The organism is Rosistilla carotiformis, assembly GCF_007753095.1.
Lineage (GTDB): Bacteria > Planctomycetota > Planctomycetia > Pirellulales > Pirellulaceae > Rosistilla > Rosistilla carotiformis.
In genome coordinates, this window is record NZ_CP036348.1 from 4,041,247 (window position 1) to 4,058,616 (window position 17,370).

14 protein-coding genes are annotated in these 17,370 nt (G+C 58.7%); 8 read left to right on the forward strand and 6 right to left on the reverse strand.

The features are described from left to right. Positions 1–163: 163 nt before the first annotated feature. From Poly24_RS14595 to Poly24_RS14610, 4 genes are read right to left on the reverse strand one after another with little or no spacing between them, the layout of a single operon-like run. A complete protein-coding gene (locus Poly24_RS14595; RefSeq protein WP_197451917.1) occupies positions 164–1,939 on the reverse strand; it encodes a squalene--hopene cyclase in 1,776 nt (591 codons plus the stop codon). Positions 1,940–1,971: 32 nt separating this feature from the next. Next, on the reverse strand, positions 1,972–2,382 hold the full coding sequence (locus Poly24_RS14600; RefSeq protein ID WP_145096628.1) for an ExbD/TolR family protein: 411 nt from the start codon (positions 2,380–2,382) through the stop codon (positions 1,972–1,974). Continuing rightward, a complete protein-coding gene (locus tag Poly24_RS14605) occupies positions 2,382–3,383 on the reverse strand; it encodes a MotA/TolQ/ExbB proton channel family protein (RefSeq protein WP_231753148.1) in 1,002 nt (333 codons plus the stop codon). Before Poly24_RS14605 ends, Poly24_RS14600 begins: the two co-directional genes overlap by 1 nt. Next, positions 3,367–5,226 carry a tetratricopeptide repeat protein gene (locus Poly24_RS14610; RefSeq protein WP_197451918.1) on the reverse strand — a complete coding sequence of 620 codons (1,860 nt, stop codon included), beginning with the start codon at positions 5,224–5,226 and terminating at the stop codon, positions 3,367–3,369. Before Poly24_RS14610 ends, Poly24_RS14605 begins: the two co-directional genes overlap by 17 nt. Positions 5,227–5,547: 321 nt before the next feature. Here Poly24_RS14610 and Poly24_RS14615 point away from each other — a divergent pair, with 321 nt between their 5' ends. Next, positions 5,548–6,546, forward strand: a complete 999-nt coding sequence (locus tag Poly24_RS14615; protein WP_145096640.1) for a hypothetical protein — start codon at positions 5,548–5,550, stop codon at positions 6,544–6,546. Positions 6,547–6,636: 90 nt separating this feature from the next. Here Poly24_RS14615 and Poly24_RS14620 read toward each other — a convergent pair whose 3' ends face one another. After that, positions 6,637–7,389, reverse strand: a complete 753-nt coding sequence (locus Poly24_RS14620; protein ID WP_391556894.1) for a 3-keto-disaccharide hydrolase — start codon at positions 7,387–7,389, stop codon at positions 6,637–6,639. A 431-nt stretch (positions 7,390–7,820) separates the two neighbouring features. Between Poly24_RS14620 and pstS the strand changes: the two genes are divergently transcribed. The 5 genes from pstS (at position 7,821) to Poly24_RS14645 (ending at position 11,930) form a co-directional block, all read left to right on the forward strand. Next, a complete protein-coding gene (gene pstS, locus Poly24_RS14625; protein ID WP_145096648.1) occupies positions 7,821–8,870 on the forward strand; it encodes a phosphate ABC transporter substrate-binding protein PstS in 1,050 nt (349 codons plus the stop codon). 160 nt (positions 8,871–9,030) lie between these two features. After that, entirely contained in the window at positions 9,031–9,582 is a 552-nt protein-coding gene (locus Poly24_RS14630; RefSeq protein WP_145096651.1) for a DUF1697 domain-containing protein, read from the forward strand. 109 nt (positions 9,583–9,691) lie between these two features. Continuing rightward, the gene (gene map / locus Poly24_RS14635; protein WP_145096655.1) at positions 9,692–10,444 is read left to right on the forward strand and encodes a type I methionyl aminopeptidase; all 753 of its coding nucleotides are present in this window, start codon (positions 9,692–9,694) and stop codon (positions 10,442–10,444) included. Between the two features lie 79 nt (positions 10,445–10,523). Continuing rightward, on the forward strand, positions 10,524–11,102 hold the full coding sequence (locus tag Poly24_RS14640) for a YdeI/OmpD-associated family protein (protein WP_145096658.1): 579 nt from the start codon (positions 10,524–10,526) through the stop codon (positions 11,100–11,102). A gap of 336 nt (positions 11,103–11,438) precedes the next feature. Next, positions 11,439–11,930, forward strand: a complete 492-nt coding sequence (locus tag Poly24_RS14645; protein WP_145096662.1) for an HD domain-containing protein — start codon at positions 11,439–11,441, stop codon at positions 11,928–11,930. Positions 11,931–11,954: 24 nt separating this feature from the next. Here Poly24_RS14645 and Poly24_RS14650 read toward each other — a convergent pair whose 3' ends face one another. Beyond that, positions 11,955–12,536 (reverse strand): TetR/AcrR family transcriptional regulator, encoded by a 582-nt coding sequence (locus tag Poly24_RS14650; protein ID WP_145096665.1) that lies wholly within the window; start codon positions 12,534–12,536, stop codon positions 11,955–11,957. A 216-nt stretch (positions 12,537–12,752) separates the two neighbouring features. Between Poly24_RS14650 and Poly24_RS14655 the strand changes: the two genes are divergently transcribed. Then, positions 12,753–15,797, forward strand: a complete 3,045-nt coding sequence (locus tag Poly24_RS14655; RefSeq protein ID WP_145096669.1) for a PSD1 and planctomycete cytochrome C domain-containing protein — start codon at positions 12,753–12,755, stop codon at positions 15,795–15,797. A 10-nt stretch (positions 15,798–15,807) separates the two neighbouring features. Beyond that, on the forward strand, positions 15,808–17,211 hold the full coding sequence (locus tag Poly24_RS14660) for a DUF1501 domain-containing protein (RefSeq protein WP_145096673.1): 1,404 nt from the start codon (positions 15,808–15,810) through the stop codon (positions 17,209–17,211). Positions 17,212–17,370 lie beyond the last annotated feature (159 nt).

Consider the following 17,370-nt stretch of genomic DNA (forward strand, 5'->3'; position numbering starts at 1 on the left):
GTTGAAACACGATTCGGAACCCTGCAGTATAAACCGCCTGTGGCGCGTGCGGCATCTTTGCGAGGGAACGACGCGTTGGGGAATTCCCCAAACATGCGAAGCATAGCTCGCCCTCAGCCGAGTGCACGCGATTCTTCCGAACCGGAAGAACCGTTAGAATCGATCACCGCACCAACGGACGCAGCGCGCCGTTGGCGATCTTCTCGGGCGATTGGTGCAACGTCAGGTGCCGGTAATAGACTTCCAAGCACAGGCAGCCCATCGCGGTAGTATAGACCTCACCACCGTATCCACCCCAAACGCTGGTGGTAGGCCAGCTGCCGTCGCTTCGCTGGGTTGCCAGCAACCGCTGCTTCATCGCCTCGTTCCAGCGCGTCCATGCGGGCGACTGCAATTGATGCAGTGCCAGCGACGCGTAGTACCAATAATAGAAGTTGTCCTCGCCCATCCCCGGCAGCTCTTGCAAGAGGTACGCTTCGGCTTCGGCAACCTCCGCCGGCGGAACGTAATGCCCCAACAGCAAACGCGACGCCAACGCTTCGGCGGTCATCGTGCGCGATGGCGGTCGCTTGGGACGGTACGACGCAAGCCCTCCGCGACCGGCACGGACGGTCGAAAGGAAGGTTCGCAGCCGTTGGTCGATTTGCGGATCGAGGTTCATCCCCCCCTGCTTGCCACTTTCCATTGCCATTGCCTGCCAACCGAACTGGCTCGTGTCGCCAGTGTCGCCCGGCTGGTAACGCCATCCTCCGGTCGACGGATGTTGGATCCGAGCGGAATAGCTGAGAGCGTCGGCTGTCGACTGAGCCAATCGAGGATCGCGAGTCAACGCAAACGCTTCGCCCAACGAAAGTGTGGCGATGCTGTGGCAATACATGCGTGCATACGTTCCCGCTGGCCCCCCCAAGGATCCATCGGCCGCCTGGCGGTTCAGCAACGCTTGCAGCCCCCGGGCGACATTGTCGGTGTAGGGGCCGTCCAAGTGAGTGTGACCGCTGCCCATCAAAGACAGTAGTGCCAGCCCAGTGAGTCCCGTCTCGGCACGCTTGCCCGCGCCTTCACGATTGTGCCCCAGTGTGACCCGCTCTTGGCCCGCGCCGGTGGTCGTCGGATCCCAAATTCCGTCAGCGCGCTGACGCGATGCGATGAAGCGAAGTCCCGCCGCCACGGCGGCTTCGGTTCGGTCGTCACCACCGGTTGCGATCAAGGCACTGCGTCGCGCCGGACCGCGGCGATTGGCAAAGTCGTCGGGGCGTGGCGATGCAACCGGTGTGGCGACAGTTTGGGTCGGCACCGGAACGCCCGAAGCGGCGGGCGAAGGGGGCGTCGGTTGCGGCATGGATGGTTGCGGCATCGAAGCGGTCGCCGCGGGTTGCGGCGGTGTCGGCAGCGGATCCGGCTGGGGCGTCTCCACTTGGCTGAGCGTAGCATCGGCCAACAAGAGGTCGGTCATCAATTGATCGATCTGCGCATGGGATTCGGAGAGATCGATCGGTTCGGCGGAAAAGTCGGGTGGCTGAACGCTCGTCTCCATCGGAAGATCCACCGCCGCCGTGGCGGTCACCACCGCTGGCAGAGGTTCCGATTCGGGAACCGGCAGTTCAAGCGGCGGAATGAATGTCTCGGGCGATTCATCCGGCGACGCCGACTGATCGGGATCAAACGTCTCCACGTCGGTCATCGTGACCATCACAGGTGCCGAACCATCGACCGAACCGGGCGCGTCGCCGGTCCCTTTTCCGGGTTGATCTTTCGTGGGAATGAACAGAAACAGCGAACTGTGCAGCCCGACCGAAAGGATCGCACAAGCGATCGCTGTCTTGGGGCGACGACGTCCGCCGCGACGTCGCCACAGGAACCATGTGACGGCGATCAAGATCATCGCCGAAACCGCGACAACGGCCAACCAGGGCGTTTGCGCGAGCGACGATTCGGTCATGGAATGGAAGCGATGCACGACGAGAGCTGATGCTATCGCTGCATTCGAACAGCGATTCCCATATCGGTGATTCCGGCTTGGCGTACGACCTGCAGGACTTCGGCAATTGCCTGGAAATTACCTTGCCCATCGCCCCGCACAACAACACTAGTATCGGCATATTGCGATGCCGCACTCGCTAGGGTTTGCTGCAATTGACTGATAGCAATCGGATTCTTGTCCAACAGCACCGACCCATCGGCCAGCACATCAACCACCCGTTTGTCGGGGCCACGTGTGATCGACTGTAGATTCCCAACTCCTGGCACGTTGACTTTGATGTTCCCTTCCTGATCGGTGAATTTTGCACCGACCATAAAAAAGATCACCAACAGGAACACGACATCGATCATCGGGGTCAGATTGATCGTCGCCTCTTCGCCGCTGCGTCGCTGATATGCCATTACGCCGCCTTCCTTCGTCGCGTCTTGGCCCCTCCGCCAGCGCTTTCGGCGGAGACGGCATCGATCACGCCCAAGGACAAGCGTTCGATCTCGGCCAGGTAACCGTCGGCACGTGAGCTGAAATACATGTACGCCAGATAAGCAGGGATCGCAACGCAAAGGCCACCCGCGGTCGTCACCAGGGCTTTACTGATCCCGATCGCTAGCAGTTCCGGATGCCCCATCCCTGCTTCGGATGCCATCGTTTCGAACGCTTCGATCATTCCCAACACGGTCCCCAACAGACCGATTAACGGTGCGACGTTGCTGACCGCATGGAAAACGCGAAGATAGCGTCGCAGGCCATCGGCGGTCCGCTCCAAAGCGTCGAACACGGCCGCTTCGATTTCGACCATCGGGCGACCGGTACGTTTGACCGCAGCGATAAACACGTCGGCAACGGCGCAATCAAAGTCGTTGCAAACTTCGGTCGCTTCTTCGATGTCCAATTGGCCATCTTCCACTTTTTCACGGAAGCGGCGGACAAACGGCCGAGGGATCACGCGACTGCGGCGCAACGAAACCAAACGCTCGCAAATCAATCCGATCACGATAAAGCTGCAAATCCCAAGCGGCAGCATCAGCAAGCCGCCCGCAGAAATCTGGTCCTTCAAACTCGAAGCCCAACCTGGAACCCAAGAAGAGTCAGCTTCGACCGCTTCTTCCGGAGCCGCTTCGGTCACACCCTGCGGTTGCGCGGCAGCGGGAATCGACGGGATCGCCGACGGTTGCTGTGCAAAGCCGCCCTGCTGCCCAAAGCCTTGCTGTTGGAACGACTGACCCGGCTGACGGAACTGTTGCGCCATCGCGACAGGCGTTGCTCCCAACAGGAATGCCAGCGTTAAGCCGATTGCGGCGTGCGAGGGCGCCGTAGTGCGCGGTGGTATACAGCTTCGGTTCCGCAGCCGACCATGGGGCGACGAGACGATCGCCCGGACGATCGACTTAGCGAGTTTTTTCATTGCCGATCCAACCGAGGCGGCGACTGGCCAATTGTGCGTAGGGTGAGTTGGCATGTTTGTTCAAGAGACTGGTGTAGCAAACGGCGGCGTCGCGAAAGTTGCCCATCTTCTCAAAGGCTTTACCTGCTTGCAGCAACGACGCGGCAGCCCACCCCGATTCGGGGAACAACGTTTCGCAGCGGCGATAGGCGTCGATGGCGGCACTGTAATCTCGTTGCATGAAATAGGTTTCGCCCAACAACCATTGGGCTCGCCCCCGCAGGCGTTGATCGGCCGCGGGGGATCGCACCACGGAATCGAGCAGCTTGCGTGAGCTATCAAAGTCGGCGCGGCGTATCGCCAACTGAGCCGCAACGATTTGGACGAACTGACGATCGCGCGACGATTCGGCGGCCGTTGTCGCTGCAGCGATCGCCTGATTAGCTTCATCGACCGATCCGACCTGTACCGCCAGTTCCGATCGTCGCAACAATACAACAAATGTCGGTTCGGGCCCCTCTGCTAGTCGCGTAAAAAGATCGTAGGCTCCTTTCGAACTACCCAGTCTCTGCAAACTCTCTGCAATCACAGTTCCTTGATGCGCGTCGTGCGTGAGAACCTCCACCGGCATCTTGGATGTCGCTTCGGTGATCACCGACCACTGTCGATGTTCAAACAACCAATCGATGATCGCAGCGGTCACGCGATGCTGATCCGGGTCGATCATCCGCTGCAACCCGGCATCGGCGAACCGCAGAACGACTTCATGCCCGGCCGTTTCACTCAAACGATCCAAGGTCTGTTGAACCAGTTGAGGATCGCCCGAATTGAAGACAACCGCCGACACCGATGCGAACGTCCCCTCGTCCTTTGATTTTGCGGCGTCGGCAATCGCCAGATGGATCACACCGCGCGCCGCAGGGGATTGGGTGTGTTCGCGGGCAAGTTGGGCACGGGTGTCTTGCAGGAGTGTTTCGTCGCCGTTTTTCTGAGCGATCTGAATCAGTAGCGTCAGTCCATCGACGGTTTCGCTAGCATCCGGGTAATTGGCGGCCAAGCGTTGCAGCAGAATGATCGCCTCGGCCGATCGATCGGCTTCGATTTGCTTGCGTGCCGCCGCCAACAGGGCTCTCGCCGCTCCCGGAGCCTTTGGGTAGGTATCGACATATTCCAACAACGCCACCGCCGCTTCGGTCGGTTGGCTCGCCAAGGCAGCTTGCGCCCAGGCGTAACCGAGTGCGGCTTCCTGTTTCCCCTGCAGGTCGTGGTCGTTTTCCATCTGCCAGCTGAACGCTTCGCGGGCGGTATTGGCTTCGCCCTGCTTTAGCGCATCGGTCGCCACCTGACGCGCCAGGGCGACGGTGACGGCAGGTTTCAGTTCGCCGGTATCCGCGGCCTTCTTCAGTTCCAGCCAAGCTTCTTTGGAGCGCGAATCCTGGCAAAGCGCGGAGATTAGCATCGGATAGGCGACCTCCCGTTCGGCGGGCGAACTGGAGACCTTGATCGCTTCCTGGGCATGCTGCGCCGCGTCGGAGTAGCGACCGACGCCCAGTTGGCATTTGGCACAGCTGAGCCGGATCGGCGTTTCTCGTAGTCGGGGACTTTTTCGCTTCAATGCGGCTTCGAAAAAATCGAGTGCTTCGGCATGCCGCCCCATCGCAGACAGGGCCTGCCCGGATCCACACATCGCTTGCGCCGCAGACGGATGCTCGGGATTCTTTTTGACAAACTCCGCCAGCGTCGCGGCCGCTTTTTCAAACGAACCGGCGGCTAATTCGGCCAGGCCCGTTTTAAACGAATCCTCGCCATAAGCCGAAACGGACGCGGACAACATCGCCGCTGCAAATACTGATCGTAGATTCAAGAAAAACGCTTGTTTGCGCATCTCTCCCCCCGAGAAAGGGTGTTGGACTGCCGAGAGATTGTGATCCATCACAACGGTAAAGCGGGGGGAGTGTACGCAAGAAAATGCCAGCACGGCAAGCCAGATGTCCCGCCTTCTTAAGCCGCGTTGCCGTACTTGCACACCGGATGCCACCGAATCCATCCGTCATTTTCCGTGAGGCCCCCGCAAGAAGTATCGGGGCACATCGCGGCGGGAACTCTTCGAATCCCAACGGCCCCACCACTTCTGATAAACTCACCCCGAATCAAACCGCCCCCAAGGAGCGTCGTGACGGAAGATATGAGTTGGTTTCAACAATTGACGGGCATCGAAGAATCGACACCGGATCAGGTGCGAACCGAACTGAGTGTCGACGGCGACTGCCTCGTTTGCCCCGACGCGCGGCGAATCGCTTTCGGACGGCTGGAGACGCCGACGCTTGCCGAACTACGGTCGAAGGCCGAAGCGACCAAGCCGTCATCCGGTCGATTGACGATTTGCGAACGCGTCGCCGACGTCCGCCAACTGCACGCCGACCCAAGGAATGCGGGAGCGTTGTTCCAAGTCGCTTCGCAATTCAACCTGCTGGAGATGGCCTCCCCCTCGGTGACTCCCGAGCGGGGCGTCGGAATTTACGAGCACGACCATACTCAGGGCCCCGCTTGCGCCGTCGCTTGCGGGGCGGGAACGATCTATCGCAACTACTTCGCTTCCGTCGGAGACCGCATCGGCCAATCGCACGACCATCAAATCGATTGCAGTGCCGATCTGGGCACACAGTTGGGGAATGTCGAAGGGCGGCTTTGGAAACTACAGAACGGCTACCTGTTCCCAAGCGATTCGGGATTGAAAACGATCGGCCAGAAGCTCCGTGCGGCCGATCCCGAAACGGTCGATCGCTACCGCGCGAGTCTAAGAATTGGGCTGCAATGGGATACGGCAGTGACGTTGGCTGGAGCCGAGCACCGTGTTTCGCAAGCCTACTGTTCAGCGTTGCCGGTCGCTTATGGACGACAACCTGCAGCGGAGTGGACCGATTTTGCGAAGCTTGTGCTCGACGCGGCCTACGAAGCGACTCTGGCTGCGGCGACGATCAACTGGGCCAAAACCGGCTCCAACAAACTCTACCTGACGTTGTTGGGGGGCGGCGTGTTTGGGAACCGCAATGCATGGATCCTCGACGCGATTCAGCGTGCGGCACTCCTCTACCGTGAATCGCCGCTGGAGGTCGCCATCGTTTCTTACGGAACGTCCAAACCCGAGGTCGCGCGGCTCGTTCGACAGTTCAACGAAACATAACAAGAAGTCGTCCGCTACCGCGCAGCGGACTTTTCATTCCAACCGGAAAGACCTTGCATCGATGGCAAGGTCGCATCGAAGCTTGCCCAATCAATCGGCCAGAGGTTGCACTTCCGCTTTGCGGATCTCGACGATGCTGCCCGGATCGTGCTGTTGGAAGGCGAAGTGCCCAGGACCGTAGGTCTTGTCAAAGTCGAGGTATTCGTACAATTCGTTGCCATCGACGGTGATCTTGATGCGCGTCATCTCACGTCCACGCCAGATGTCGTCGCGCACTTCCACTTCATACGTGAACCATTTGCCCGGTGGAACATGTTGTTTATAAACGTGGCAGAACCCGTACAGCGAACCGGTGCGGATCGGGTCGGTGTGCGTGCTGTCGATCTGTGCTTCGTAGCCGTCAGAAAAACCGGGGCGTCGGGTCGTGCGGAAGTAGAGCCCCGAGTTGCCACCATCATTGATCTTCACCTCGGCGCGGTAACGGAAGTTCTTATACGGCCCGGTCGTATTGACTAGCATCGACGGGGTTCCAGTGCCCTGGATCACACCTTCTTTGACTTCCCACTTGCTACCGTCGGAGCCAACTTTTTCCCAGCCGTCCAACGTCTTGCCGTCGAACAACGAAACCCAAGCGGCTTCGCCCGACTTGGACTGCGGCTCGTCCGCCTGCAGAGACACAGCGGAACCCAAAAGCGACATCGCCGAAACCGTCGACAGCGTGGCGATTGCAAGGGAAACATGGGGGCGGAATTTCATGGAGACTCTCTTCCTGTTGAGGTTAATTTTTCTTGAAGTTTGTAGGATGCAGAGCCTAATCGGGTCGCCGATCGACTGCAAACGCATGCCATCCAATTTCGACGGCCTGACTCACCGACTGCCCGTTCAATGCGGATTCGCATTCGAAAAAACAAGGCGAACGCGGTTTGTGGAATCACACGAAACGCAAAGCGAGTCGCGTCGAATCCCCTCGCACCCAGACGGTAGCGCGCCCGATGAAGTCTAAACAAATTCAATCGCCGATCCACTCCATTGACTTCTGTTGACAAGCGACTTGTGCAGCAATATCGTCTATCGCAGATAAGCGATAGGCGAATGCAGAACGGCAATCGAAATGCTGCTTGGAATGAAATCCCGACGGCATCCAACGTCTTCTCAACCTGTCGCGGCAGTCCCTCCGGGTTGGCTTGGCAAGATCGAGTAACCGAACCGATGTCGCTGCGATGAAACTTCCCGTTTTCTGTTTGATTTAGCAACTCGTTAGAAGGATCCGATTGATGAGCGTCCGAATCCGTTTGCTGTTGGCGATCGCCACGTTGGTTCCGCTGTTCGGCTGTAGCAAGCCAACGGTCGAACCGGTGGTGGGCGAAACCTTGGGGATCCGTGGTGCCGGAGCGACGTTTCCGGCGCCGTTGTACAAAAAATGGATCGAGGAATATCAAACCGCGTTCCCCGACCGGCATGTCGCTTATGCGGCGACCGGATCTGGCGACGGAGTGCACCAATTCATCGCCGAAACCGTCGACTTTGGCGGCAGCGATGCCGGATTGTTGCCCGACGAGGAGGCAAGGGTCACGCGCGGCGCGGTGACGATTCCGGTAACCGGCGGCGTCCTGGTACTCGCGTACAATCTCCCCAATCTAACCGAACCGCTGAAGCTGAGTCGGCGCGTCTACGTCGACATCTTCTTGGGCAAGATCAAGCGTTGGAACGATCCTCGGATCGCTGCGGAGAATCCCGATCTGCCATTGCCTAAGTTGGATATCGTTGTCGTCGCGCGACAGGATAGCAGCGGGACAACCTATGCGTTCACGAACCACTTGAGCTCGATCAGCGACGATTGGAAATCGGACGGTCCTGGGACGGGCAAGTTGATCGATTGGCCCGGTTCAACGATGTTAGCCGATGGCAACGGAGGCGTTGCGGGGCAGATCCAGCGGTCCCACGGATCGATCGGGTATGTCCAGTATGGCATCGCAGCGCACGCCAAGCTGCAGATGGCGTCGCTGGAAAATCGAGCTGGCAAGTTCATCACGCCCAACGGCGACAGTGGTATGCAAACGCTCGAGAACGCCGATCTTCCAGAAAATTTGCAGGCCTTCTTTCCCGATCCGAAAGGAGAGGATTCGTATCCGATCGTGACCCTTACCTGGCTCTTGCTGTACGAAAAATATGCCGACGCGGAGAAGGCCGAAGCGGTTGAGCACTTCGTTACGTGGTGCCTTGAGGCAGGACAAAACTACAGCGACTCCCTCGGATACATCCCGCTCTCTCCAAGCGTCTTAGCCGCATCGACGAAGGCGTTACGCCGCGTGTCGAACGAATAATTTGCGAGCCGCGCGGCCGCAAGCGCCTTCTCCCCCGCGAGTTTTCGATGGATCGTTGCTGTATTGGGCACATCCTAGCGATGGTGGTGGACTTCATGCGTTGCAACCGGTAGCCTGCGTTCTTAACCACCGACGCAGGCACGGATAGCGAGCAGACCGTATGGCGACTTGGATTGCACTCTTTCGCGGCATCAATGTCGGCGGCAAAAACATCTTGCCCATGGCCCAGCTGAAATCGGACCTCGAGGCGCTGCAGCTGAAGAACATCCGCACCTCTATTCAAAGCGGAAATGTTGTCTTCGATTCCGCCGCCAAGTCAGCGGCTTCATTGACCGCCAAGATCTCCCTCGCGATCGAACAACAGCACGGTTTTCGTCCGCAGCTGTTGCTGATCAAGCCGGACGAACTACGGGAGGCGATTGTATCGAATCCATTCGCCGAAGCGATTTCCGATCCCAAAACGCTCCATTTCTTCTTCCTTGCCACGCCCCCCTCCGATCCCGATATCCAATCGCTCGAAAACGCAAAATCAGCCAGTGAACGGTACCAAATAGCCGATAACGTCTTTTACCTGCACGCTCCCGATGGAATTGGTCGTTCCAAACTCGCTACCAACGCCGAAAAACACCTTGGCGTCGTGGCGACGGCACGCAACTACCGGACCGTCGAAAAGCTTGCTTCGATGGTTGCCGGCGACGGATCCATGGGATGAGCCAATGTCTAGCTGCAGCGACGCCAAGCGTTTTTAACTATATTCACCCTGATCGCCGCCGCTCGGCTGGGGATAGGGATCCAATGCATGACAGAGTGAAGGAAGTTTGATGACAGTAGAAAACGATCAGGATGTCGCAGGGATCCTAAAGACCGGCCGCGTTGTCGCTCAAGTCCGGGACGCGATGCTCGGCGCCGTGGAGCCGGGAATGACGACGGCGGAACTGGATGCTTTGGGAGCCGAAATGTTGGCTCGCTTCGGAGCCAAGTCGGCACCGCGCGTGGTTTACGACTTTCCAGGTGCTACCTGCATCAGCATCAATGAAGAGACCGCCCATGGAATCCCGGGCCCCCGAGTGATCCAGGCAGGCGACATCGTGAATGTCGATGTCTCCGCAGAACTCGACGGCTACTTTGCCGATACCGCCGGTACGATCGTTGTTCCACCGATCGCCAAACGCAAGTCACGATTGTGCGACGCGACGGGAGAGGCCTTGCATCGCGCGATCGCCGAAGCTCGAGCCGGGGCGCCGATCAATCGAATCGGAACGGCAATTCAAAAAACCGCGAAGCGACACGGATTTAAGGTCATCAAAAATCTCGCCGGCCACGGAATCGGACGCAGCCTCCACGAAGAGCCCGATGGGATCGTCAGTTATTACGATCATCGAGATACCCGCAAGCTGACAGCTGGCCAAGTCATTGCCATCGAGCCGTTTCTTTCGACCCACAGCAGCTTTGTCTCCGAAGCCCAAGACGGCTGGACTCTCGTCGGACATCCCCAAAACCTCTCCGCGCAATTTGAGCATACGATCATTGTCACTCGTGGTGCGCCCATCATTGCGACGCTTTCTCGGTCGTAAATCGAGAGGCCAAAAACAATGCCCGCCTCCTTGCCTTAGCGCGCTCGCCCGGGCGCCGCCTCTTTGCATTCGCAAACCAATGCCTGAACCCGATCCTCAACGCATCCGATCCTTCGAAACGCCAGCTGCCTACGGCGCATGGTTGCAGGCGAACCACGATTCAGAACCCGAACTGTGGTTGAAGCTATTTAAGAAAGCGACCGGCATACCGTCGATCGATTGGACCGAAGCCGTGATCGAATCGCTTTGTTGGGGCTGGATCGACGGCATCAAAAAGTCGCTCGACGACAAAGCCTACCTGCAACGCGTAACGCCCCGCCGACCGCGCAGCCATTGGTCGAAGCGGAACTGCGAACATGTCGAACGTTTGATCGCCGAGGGGAGGATGCAAGAACCTGGCTTGGCACACGTCCACGCCGCGCAAGCCGATGGTCGTTGGGAAGCGGCTTATTCCCCCGCCAGCGAGATGGTGATGCACGACGATTTCTTGGCAGCGCTCCGCGGCAACCCCAAAGCGAACCAAGCGTTTGAGAAACTCAGCAAGTCCAGCCTCTATCTAATCGGATTCCATTTGCAAACCGCCAAACGCCCCGAGACGCTGCAAAAACGAATCGTCAAATATGTCGGGATGCTAGAAGAGGGCAAACCGATTCGATAGCGCAAATCGTTTCACCACGTCGGCAACGCACCGCGCGCCCTGCCGTTCCCCAACATGCCGCCCACGGTTAAACGAATTTTATTGGAAGCAATACCAGCACGAAGCGTAGTGGACGAGGTTACGAGTCCTCTTGCATGCATCAGACCAAATCGCTGGGACTCGTAACCTCGTCCACTACATCCCACCGCGAATTCACTCGCTAGCACTGCGTGCTAGTAATTCGTGCTGGCAGCCGACACCTCGCCGAACAGGCGACTTGTTGTACCATGGGCTTGTCGAAGCTGCCGTCAACGATAATTCGCATTCCAAACGACAACCCTCTGCGAAAGGAGATCGATGGACACCAACATACAAGCCGCCCGGGAATTTGCACTGCGGGCACATGGAAGTCAGCAATACGGCGAGCATCCGTATTCGTACCATTTAGACGCGGTTGCGGCTTTGCTCGAGCCGTTCGGTGAGCGAGCGCAAGTCGCTGCCTACCTGCACGATACCGTCGAAGATACGTCGGCGACGATTGAAGAGATCGAGGCGAGTTTCGGCCAGCCGATGGCCGAAACCGTTGCGCTCCTGACCGACGAAGAGGGGGACACACGCAGCGCACGCAAAGCGAAGACCAACGCAAAGCTCGCGGCGACAAACAACACGCTGGCGTTGACCGTCAAAGCTGCCGACCGGCTGGCCAATCTGCTGGAGTGTCAACGCGGTTCTTGCGGCAAATTGGAAATGTACCGTCGAGAACACGAGGCCTTCCGCAAGGCGGCCTACCGCGACGGGCTGTGTGAGGATCTGTGGCAACGGATCGATGCGATCATTGCTGGCGAATAACCGTCGCCAGCGGGCAACGGCCCACTAAGCCACCAATCGCATCGCTTGGTCGGCAACTTGTTGGAGTGCCGGTTTATCGAAACTGCCGCGGGCCATGACCCGCATTCCGACCAAGAGAGCGAAGAGCGTGCGGGCGGTTGGTTCGGGATCGACCGATTTTGGGATCTGCTTTCGCTGCTGCCCCAACTTGATCTGTTGCTCGAAGAATTCAGTGAACTCGCGCAGCGAGGTGCCGACGATTTTCTGAGCGGCCGCGTCGTGATCCCCCAGCGTCAACGACGTGTTGATCAGAAAGCAGCCCTTCTTCTTCGGATCGTCGAGCGACTGCTGGACGATCGCATCGAAAAGGAACGCAAACGCTTTCACCGGCTCGTCCATTCGTTCCAATTTCTGGATCAACGTTCGCCGTTGCTCGGTGTCGTATTTCAACAGCGATCGGACGAAGAGTTCCTGTTTGCCGGAAAAGGCGTTGTAGAGACTGCCCCGTTGGATACCGGTCGCCGTCGTCAGATCGGTGATCGAAGTCGATGCATAACCCTTCTCCCAGAAGACATGCATCGCTTTATCAAGCACCTCCGCTTCGTCGAATGATTTTTCCCAAGGCATGGCCCACCTCCCGATTCTTACCAGCGATCACTACTCAAATGTACATTGTCTGGACCTATCGGTCAAATCAAAACGTCGCCGTGCGCAGGTCGGGTTTCCCAGCGAAAATGTCAACAGCGGAGCGCGCATGCCCCGCGGAAACAGGATAAAATCAAACACGACGCCCTTGCGATGGGCTCCCCCTTCCGACCCCGCCTCCCCCTGCGACAGTCTCCGATGAATCACCGCAGCCACCGCTCGAACTCTCTCCGAACCGTCCTGCACAGCCTGCGTTGGGCCACGATGGGCTTCGCAATTCTGTTCGTAGCGACGGAGGCTCGGGCGGCCGAACCGCGTCCGATCTCGTTCAATCGAGACATCCGACCGATCCTCTCCGATCGCTGCTTCGCCTGTCACGGTCCCGATGCCGAAACGGTCGCGGGCGGTCTACGATTGGATGTCCGCGAACAAGCCGTCGCGGCTGCGATCGTGCCAGGCGATGCGGCGGCGAGTGAAGTGATCGCCCGCGTTCTTTCGGAAGACGACGATCTCCGGATGCCGCCAGCTGCTTTGCACAAGCCGCTCGACGAATCGCAGATCGCGCTACTGAAGCGTTGGATCGATGAGGGAGCCGAATATGAAGTCCACTGGGCCTACACGCCACTGCGTCGCCCGGAACTTCCTCCGCTTCAGGACGACAACTGGGGCATCAACGCGATCGACAGCTGGATCGCTGCGCGTCGAGCGGAGGTTGGCGTGGAGCCGTCCCCTGCCGCTGATCCCGTGACATTGGTCCGCCGGCTCGCCTTGGACCTTACCGGCATGCCACCTACAGCGGCGCAAGCCGAACAGTTTGTTAGCGCTCCGTCGAACGAAGCGTATGAACAATTGATCGACCAGCTGCTCGATTCGCCTCGCTTTGGCGAACGGATGGCGATCTATTGGTTGGACTTGGTTCGCTACGCCGACACCGTCGGATACCACGGCGACCAAGATGTCTCGATGTCCCCCTATCGCGACTACGTCATCAACGCCTTCAACCGCAATCTCCCCTACGACCAATTTGTGCGGGAACAACTGGCGGGCGACCTGTTGCCCAATCCCACGCTCGATCAGATCGTTGCGTCGGGTTACAACCGCTTGAACCAAACGACGGAAGAGGGCGGCGCCCAGCCGAAAGAATACCTGGCGATCTACTTCGCCGACCGCGTCCGCAATGTGTCGCAGGTTTTCATGGGAGCAACGGTCGGATGCGCTCAGTGCCACGATCATAAATACGATCCCTACACCGCCAAAGACTTCTACGCGTTGGGGGCTTTTTTCGCCGACTTGGAAGAGCAAGGCAAATACGGCGCACGGCAACGTCCGCCGCAAATCCCAGTCCCTACCGCCGAAGAGAGCCAACAATTGGCGGCGTTGGATCAACAGATCGATGGCGTCCAACAAGACCTGGCGAAACTGCAAAGCTCACTTTTGGCGGGGCAAGCGGAGTGGGAAGCGGAGGCGTTGAAGACGGCGAACGAACCGAAAGAGGTTGTCGAAATTTGGCTCGACGATCAGCCGCCGGAAGCGACGTTGAGCGGCGATTGGAACGCGGTAACTGGTGCGACGGACCCCGTTCATTCGGGCGAGGTTGCGTGGAAGCAAGTTGCCAACAATCTGACGCAGCACTATTTCATCAGTGCCAAACAAACGATCACGATCCGGGCGAAGACGCGGTTGTTCGGATGGGTCTATCTGGATCCGGAAACTCCGCCCGCCGCGATCATGCTTCAATGGAACGATGGCGATTGGAACCACCGCGCCGTCTGGGGCAGCGACTCCATTTCCTACGGGCGCAACAATCCCAAACAGATTTCCCCCGCATACCGTCGCCAGGGGAAACTGCCTGAAACGGGGAAGTGGATCCGTTTGGAAGTCGATGCGGCCGACGTCGGATTCAAGCCGGGTGACGTCGTCAACGGCATGGCGTTTACTCAGTTCGACGGCACTGCGTATTGGGACTCCGCAGGGACGCGAATCACCGACGCGTTGGATGCTAACCTCGTCGCCGCGCTGCGAACACCAGCGGAGGAGCGTAGCGACGAACAAACGAAACAACTGCGTGAACATTACCTGGCCACGCACCCGGCTCATATCGAACAGTCGGCGAAAGTCGACCGAGCCACAGCCGCTCGTGATGCGTTTGCCAAAACGATTACGACGACGCCGATCAGCAAATCGGTAACGCCTCGGCCGATCAAAATTCTGCACCGCGGGAACTGGATGGACGAATCGGGGGAAGTGGTCGAACCGGCGATCCCCGAATTTCTAGGAGCCTTGGAAACCGAAGGCCGCGCCACGCGTCTCGACTTGGCCAATTGGATGTGCGAGCCGGAGAACGTGTCGACCGCGCGGACGATGGTGAACCGTTTGTGGTACCTGATGTTCGGCCGCGGAATCTGTACCAGCGTCGACGACTTCGGCGGCCAGGGAACGTTCCCCAGCCATCCCGAACTGTTGGACTACCTGGCGGTCGAGTTTGTCGAATCGGGCTGGGACATCAAACAGATGCTGCGGATGATCGCTCGCAGCGCGACTTACCGACAATCGTCCAAACCGTCCGCCGCGCTGCGTGCCCAAGATCCCTACAACGATCTGTTTGCTCGCCAAGGTCGGTTTCGGATCAGTGCCGAAATGGTTCGCGACACCAACCTAATGATCAGCGGGCTGTTGGTCGAAAAGGTGGGAGGCCCCAGCAGCAAACCGTATCAACCCGCGGGCTATTACGCTCAGCTGAATTTCCCGCGCCGAACGTACGTCGCCGACGATGGCCCCGATCAATATCGGCGAGGTGTCTACACGCACTGGCAGCGAACGTTCCTGCATCCGATGCTCAAGGCCTTCGACGCTCCCAGCCGCGAGGAATGCACGGCGATCCGCTCGCGTTCCAACACGCCGTTGCAAGCGTTAACGCTGTTGAACGACCCCAGTTTTGTCGAAGCCGCCCGCGCCTTCGCCGCACGGATCATGCAGGAAGCTGACGGATCGGTCGGCGATCGCATCGATTGGGCCTACCGCCAAACGGTGCTCCGCGACGCCGATCCCTTCGTCGTACAAGAGCTTGAAAAGTTGTACGCCAGCCACCACAAGCACTTTGTCGCCCACGCCGACCTGGCCCAACAGATGGTCGCTCACGGAGCTGCTGCCACGCCGGAAGAGCTCGACACGGCGGAACTCGCGGCCTGGATCAGCGTCGCCCGCGTCCTGTTAAACCTCAACGAAACAATCACTCGGTATTAGAGTCGAAGCTATGAACCATCCCTTCCGTTCCCACGACAACATGCTGGCTCGCCGAACGTTTTTGCGCCGCGTCGGTCTCGGCTCGGTAGCGCTTTCATCGTTGCTCGATAGCGAAGCCGGCGCGGCGACGCTGGCAGACGTGCCTCATCATCGGCCACGGATCAAACGGGTGATCCATCTATGCATGGCGGGTGGACCGAGCCATCTGGAAACGTTTGACAACAAGCCGGAACTTGCGCGACTGGACGGCCAACCGATGCCGGAGTCGTTGACCGCGGGCCAACCGATCGCTCAGCTGCAAAACCGGGCGCTCAAGGTGATGGGGCCCCAACATCCGTTTGTCCGGCAGGGGAAATCGGGACTGGAGATGTCGTCGGTTTTCAAGCACATGGGGCAACTGGCCGACGAGATGTGCGTGATCAAATCGATGCATACCGAACAGATCAACCACGACCCAGCGCACACGTTCTTCAACACCGGCACGGCGATCAGCGGGCGGCCGTCGATGGGATCGTGGGTGCTGTATGGTCTTGGAGCGGAAACGCAGAACCTGCCCGGCTACATCGTGTTGACTAGCGAAGGAGGAGGTCAATCGCAACCGATCAGTTCCCGGCAGTGGCATTCCGGTTTTCTGCCGAGCCAGCACCAGGGAGTGCAGTTGCACGCGACGGGGAATCCGGTGCATTACGTTGGCAACCCGGCAGGGGTTGGGCCGAGCCAACAGAAAGAGATCGTCGACGCGATCGCGCGGATCGATTCACATCGCAACGAGGTCTTGGACGATCCCGAGATCGCAACGCGGATTAAGACCTACGAGATGGCGTTCCGGATGCAAGCATCGGTCCCCGAATTGACCGACATGTCGGACGAATCGCAGAAGACGATCGAGATGTACGGCTGCACGCCCGGCGATGGATCGTTTGGCAGCAATTGTTTGTTGGCTCGCCGCTTGGCCGAACGCGGCGTCCGCTTTATCCAATTGTACCATCGCGGCTGGGACCATCACGGTGGTGTGAAAGCGGGAGTCGCCAAGACGGCATCGCTCGTCGACCAAGGGACGACGGCGCTGGTGCAAGACCTGAAGCAGCGAGGGATGTTGGACGAGACGCTGATCGTTTGGGGAGGCGAATTCGGCCGAACACCGATGGCGCAGGGGAGCGGCCGCGATCATCACATCAAAGGCTTTTCGATCTGGCTGGCCGGCGGCGGTGTCCGCGGCGGAACGACTTACGGTGCGACCGACGATTTCGGATACAACGCAGTAGAGAACAAAGTCCACGTCCGCGACTTCCACGCCACGATGCTTCACATGTTAGGAATCGATCACCACCGCTTCACCTATAAATTCCAAGGCCTCGACTTCAAACTGACAGGCGTCGAAGAAGCCCATGTGGTGAAAGACATTTTGAGTTAACGCCCAATAACGTTACCTACCAACCAATTCAGAACTTGGATTTGTTTGCAAAGCGGCGTCGACTCAGGATGAGTGTTGGCAGGATGATGTTGGCAGAATGATATGTCGCGCATCATTATTCTGCCCTGATCATTCTGCCAATCTTAAAATTGCTTCCTT